Origin of the sequence: Sulfuricurvum sp. (genome assembly GCF_049305995.1) — a bacterium.
Lineage (GTDB): Bacteria > Campylobacterota > Campylobacteria > Campylobacterales > Sulfurimonadaceae > Sulfuricurvum.
Genome location: NZ_JBAQPS010000097.1, coordinates 1 through 5,039, shown reverse-complemented (window position 1 = coordinate 5,039; position 5,039 = coordinate 1). Strand labels below are relative to the sequence as shown.

The following is a 5,039-nucleotide window of genomic DNA, read 5'->3' as shown; positions in this document are numbered from 1 at the left end:
ATGTTGTATTTACGCCCTGATAATTTTTCAAAATCATCAAATGCTGCTTGGATTTTTGGCAATACGGCTGTCATCAATGCGTGTTGTTGGCGTGCTTTGTGCTCAAAATGCCAATCTTCTTCGGTTTGAACTCCGTGAGTGACGGGATGATCAAGATCAAGCATATCATTCATCGGTTTATAGTCGCCGACAAAGTTATAAGCCACTTCATCGCTTAGGGTATGAACACCTTGAGCCGTATGAGAAGTCATAAAGCCATCTTGGTTAACAATGGCCGGCAAACGGACATCATGATCTTCAGATACTTTAAAAGCAATAAAATTTAAATCATATGCTTCTTGCGGAGAATAAGCACCAAATTGAATCCAGCCACTATCACGCCCCATGTACATATCAGAGTGGTCACCATTAACGTTAAGTGGTGCCCCAATAGCACGGTTTACAAGATTGAGAACGATCGGCAAACGCATTCCTGACGCAGAATAAAGTGTCTCCAACATCAATGCAAAACCTTGTGATGATGTAGCTGTAGCAACACGCCCACCCGCAGCAGCAGCACCAATACAGCAGGACATTGCACCATGCTCAGATTCGGTCATTACGAATTCACCGTCAACATAGCCATTAGCCGTAAAACCAGCATAATTTTCAACGATAGGGGTCGATGGAGTAATAGGATAAGCAGCTACAACGTCTACCTGCACTTGTCGAAGCGCATGACTTGCCGCCATATTACCGTCCCATACCTCGATATCGCGTAATTCGATTGTATCAGCCATTAGTCTTCCTTCACTTCAGTATCAGCTTTTTTCTCTTTTTGAGGCCATTCAGAAAGAGCACTCTCTTCATCTTTTTGTTCCGCAAACATCAAAAGTGATTTTGGATTCGTCGGACACACTTGAACACAGATACCACACCCTTTACAATGATCAAAGTCTATTCCGATCATTTTTTTATCACGAGAAATAATGGACATATCAGGACAATATATCCAACAAAACTGACAATCAATACAGTAATCTTTGTTAAACAAAGGTTTTTCAATCCGCCAATCCGCTACACTCGCGGTAAAAGAGCTTGATTGTGAGTAAGGGCGATTCTCCGGAAGCGTCGTTGCAATATCACTTACTGCACCATCAAACGTTCGGAGCATGGCACCAATTTCAAACCCATCCCATCCTTTTTTTTCCATCATGTGCTCCTTACTTCACTTCATCATACGCGCGTTGAATCGCGATCATGTTGGCATCAATAATTTTTTGTGGCAATTTTTTTAGTACACGAACCATATTTTCTTTAAAGAAGTCCATTTCATACATTCCTGATACCTTCATCAATGCACCCAGCATTGGAGTATTAGGAATCGCTTTTCCGATTGTCTCTTGGGAAATTTTAATACAGTCAACGGTATACACCTTTTTTCCCGCCAATTTTGGCTGCGAGGCGATTAACTCTTCTGTACTCATATGTGATGTAATAATATAAACAGTATCCTCTTTTTCATTCGCAGTAATATCTGCGACATAAACAAGAGCAGGGTCAATCACCAAAACATAATCTGGTTTCATATATTTTTCATGATTTAAGATGACTTTATCATCAACGCGATTGTACGCTGTCATCGCTGCTCCGCGCTTTGCTGAACCGTAAAACGCAAATGCCTGTACATGCTTACCGGTGGTGGATACAACGTCGGCTAACCCTTTAGCACCGGTCACGGCACCTTGTCCAGCACGACTATGCCATCGAATTTCTAGCATGAATTCTCCCTCTGACTTAAGTTTAAGTTGAATTTTATCAATACGTGTATTCTATGAAAGTTGCTCTTAAATGTAGCTTTTCACCCGCCATGAGCTGAAAAACCACAAATAAAGTGTTACTTTAAAACCCGCTTAGCAATGTATTGCACTGCTTCAAGGGCATTATTTTTTATAATATTAGTTAATTCAATTAATTGGAATTTATTATCATAACCGCTTGTCACTGCGACATGAGCGATACCCGCACGGTTTGCCGCTTCAATATCTAGACGGGTATCCCCGATCATCCACACGTTATCCCCTCTCTTACCCATTTGTTCCAATGCTTTAAAAATCGGTTCAGGATGAGGTTTTGGATTCTCCACATGTTCTCGTCCAATCAACACTTCAAAAAATTCCATTAATTCAAAATACTCCATTAATTCACGTGAATACAGTGCTGTTTTTGTTGTCACAATCCCTAAACGAGCAAAGGATACTGCTTCTTGAATAGCTTCCGATGCACCAGGAAGCAACACCGTCTTTTGACGCGCAATCTCTCTATAATAAAGTTTATAAGTCGCTACGTGTGAATCAATAAACGATTCATTCACTCCAACACCTGCAAACATCGTCTCTAACGTATGACCGATTTGCTCCGTGATCTTTGAATTATCGATATCGTGTAGCATTCCATGAATTTTCAAAGAGTGATGAAAACTCTCCAAAATTGCTTCAGTCGAATCAATCAAAGTTCCATCCAAATCAAACAATATTATCGGCTTCGACACTATTTTTTCTCCCACTTAATGTAATCTTCCCATATACCATTAATCGTCGGTTTAACCCCTTTAATCGATCGACTATAAACATTTATTTGATTGGGAATAACCAAAAATAGATAGGGATTTTCTCCGACAATCTGCGCAAAAATTTTCCTCTGCAATGCAGCAATTTTCTCCGGATCGGTCGAACGCTCCATCTGCTCTATCAGTCTATCAGTCTTATTCGAGTGATATCCCACCAAATTAAATCCACCGGAAATATCACTCTCACTATGCCAAAGGGTATAGGGATCAGGCGTAAGAGAAAGCGACCATCCGAGCAATACCGTCTCAAATTTTCTCGGAGCAATAACTGTATTTAAAAATGCCTGCCATTCCATAACCCTAAGTGTTACCTTTACCCCGACATCCAAAAGCTGACGCTGTAAAATTTCAGCGGCATATGGACGAATGGCATTCGAATTTGATGTTGCAATCTCAAATTCGAATGGTTTTTCGGCACTGTACCCTGCTGTCCTAAGAAGCTCTTTTGCACGTGCAAGATTACGTTTTGGCACTTTTACGCGATCGTTAAATCCTTTGGCTCCCGGTAAAAATGGTCCCGTACACACTTTAGCGTGACGCAAAAACAATACATCAATCAATGCTTCGCGGTCGATTGCCAAAGAGAGTGCTTCACGAACACGCGGATCTTGAAATTTTTTGAGTCTCAGGTTGAACCCCAAATAAGTATAACTGTGTGAAGGAAGTTCCAACGTAGTAAAACGATTATGAAAACTTTTATCCAACTGCCTCTCAAACTGCATCGGTTCTAATCCATCTACATCGATCTCACCTGATTTAAGCATTAAAAACCGTGTCATTGGATCACTGATAATATGAAAAACTATTTTATCAATCTTAGGGCGATGCTCAAAATAGCTAGGGTTTGATTCCAATACGATCTGTTTGGAAAATTCAAGCTTTTTGAGCACATAAGGACCAGTACCAATCGGAGCAGTATTAAATGAAGAACCCATAATGTCTTTTTCGTGGCTCAGAATATGGCGAGGCACAATCCCTATCATCCAAACTTCCAATGCTTTAAAATAGGGTTTTTTATAGAGAACGCGAAGAGTATATTCATCGATCACTTTAACACTTTTGACAACACGAAAATCGGATGAATAAGGTGTAATCGTCATTGGTGATTTGATCAAATCGTAGGTAAAAAGAACATCGTGGGCACTAAACGCTCTCCCATCATGCCATTTGACTCCGCGACGGAGTTTAAACTCAATCAACGTCGGCGTCACAAAACGGTATGACTCCGCTAAATCTCCGATGATTTTCTGCCCTGTCTCATCATATTTTACAAGAGAATTGAATAAAAAACCGGCGATTGAAGAACTGGGCAGATCGGTAGCAATTAGCGGGTTAAGACGCGCAGGGTTGGAGGAAGCATTCAGGTGCAACGTTGAAGCAATTAGCCAAACACTCTGTAAAAGAAGTAATAATAGTTTCAATTTCAACCTATTTTTAAATAAGATTATAACATCTAATTTTTTCTTTTTTTCAGAATATATATTCAGATGGTACTATAATAAATGATGAAATTGAATTTACTCTATGGGGTATAATATCCCATGGAATTTGAAAGTAACTAAAAGTTTAAAATTCGGTATTTATTGAATTACGGGTATCCGCTTTAATATTATAATAGCGTTGATCATCTCCTACAGAAACTTTCGCCATAATATCCCATCGACCTGCTTTTGGCAAATCAACAGCACTAAAAGTATATTTACCATCAACAACCGTCGCTATTGAGAGATTAATATCAAATTTATTCATGTCCGGTCGAGTTAGTATAACATCAATTTTTGCATCATTGACCATATTACCCATTTTGTCACTTAAGTTATACTCGATAACTGTCCCTTTTTGAGCAATTTGCGATGTCAAAAAAGTAATTGAATATTTTCGATCAAATGCGATTTTCGCTTCTATAATTTCATTTGCATCCCTGTCATATTCATGGTAATTTTGCATACCGTATTCTGACATCTCTACCGGATTATTTATTGCTACTTTTATCGTCCAGACACACGCACCAATAACACCAACGATAGAGAGTCCGATGATAATGGGCCATTTCGTTCCGGGGTTTTTAAACATTTGATGATCCCTCTTTTCTACGCAAGTATTTTCCCCGCAAATATTTGAAAACTGCAAAAAGAATAATACCGTAAAAGATTACCCGTAAAATATCGATAAAATTTTTACTTCCACTACCTGCAGATGAGCTTAAGGTAACATTGTGATGCTCAGCGATCTGTTCTGCTACATCGCTATAGCCATTAAACATTGCAACCGAGTATTTAGAAACAATTTCAGCCCCTTTGGCACGTTCTGCCAAAATTGGTAAAATTGTCCCTCCTCGATTACTGATAAGTTCTGCAGCTTCATCATAACTGCGTGCAAACATAATGGCACTCACAACAGAACCCATAAAGGTTGCATTGGGGCTCAGAAC

At 39.4% G+C, this 5,039-nt stretch carries 5 protein-coding genes and 2 pseudogenes; all 7 read right to left on the bottom strand.

The annotated features are described in order from the left end of the window. Positions 1-779, bottom strand: a pseudogene (locus WA010_RS03315) (2-ketoisovalerate ferredoxin oxidoreductase); the annotation flags it as partial. Further along, entirely contained in the window at positions 779-1,192 is a 414-nt protein-coding gene (locus tag WA010_RS03310) for a 4Fe-4S dicluster-binding protein (protein ID WP_422555753.1), read from the bottom strand. The pseudogene WA010_RS03315 and the gene WA010_RS03310, both read right to left, overlap by 1 nt. Positions 1,193-1,202: 10 nt before the next feature. Further along, entirely contained in the window at positions 1,203-1,760 is a 558-nt protein-coding gene (locus WA010_RS03305; protein ID WP_422555752.1) for a pyruvate flavodoxin oxidoreductase subunit gamma, read from the bottom strand. Between the two features lie 116 nt (positions 1,761-1,876). Beyond that, positions 1,877-2,530 carry an HAD family hydrolase gene (locus WA010_RS03300; protein ID WP_422555751.1) on the bottom strand — a complete coding sequence of 218 codons (654 nt, stop codon included), beginning with the start codon at positions 2,528-2,530 and terminating at the stop codon, positions 1,877-1,879. Next, positions 2,530-4,029 carry a peptide-binding protein gene (locus WA010_RS03295; RefSeq protein ID WP_422555750.1) on the bottom strand — a complete coding sequence of 500 codons (1,500 nt, stop codon included), beginning with the start codon at positions 4,027-4,029 and terminating at the stop codon, positions 2,530-2,532. The genes WA010_RS03300 and WA010_RS03295 overlap by 1 nt, the downstream gene beginning before the upstream one ends. 145 nt (positions 4,030-4,174) lie before the next feature. Then, complete coding sequence (locus tag WA010_RS03290; RefSeq protein ID WP_422555749.1) at positions 4,175-4,681, bottom strand: FixH family protein; 507 nt, start codon at positions 4,679-4,681, stop codon at positions 4,175-4,177. Next, positions 4,674-5,039, bottom strand: a pseudogene (locus WA010_RS03285) (3-dehydroquinate dehydratase); the annotation flags it as partial. The pseudogene WA010_RS03285 and the gene WA010_RS03290, both read right to left, overlap by 8 nt.

Excerpts from the sequence above, each read along its gene's own strand:
- WA010_RS03310 (WP_422555753.1), bottom strand. The coding sequence starts at position 1,192 with ATGGAAAAAAAAGGATGGGATGGGTTTGAAATTGGTGCCATGCTCCGA.
- WA010_RS03305 (WP_422555752.1), bottom strand. The coding sequence starts at position 1,760 with ATGCTAGAAATTCGATGGCATAGTCGTGCTGGACAAGGTGCCGTGACC.
- WA010_RS03290 (WP_422555749.1), bottom strand. The coding sequence starts at position 4,681 with ATGTTTAAAAACCCCGGAACGAAATGGCCCATTATCATCGGACTCTCT.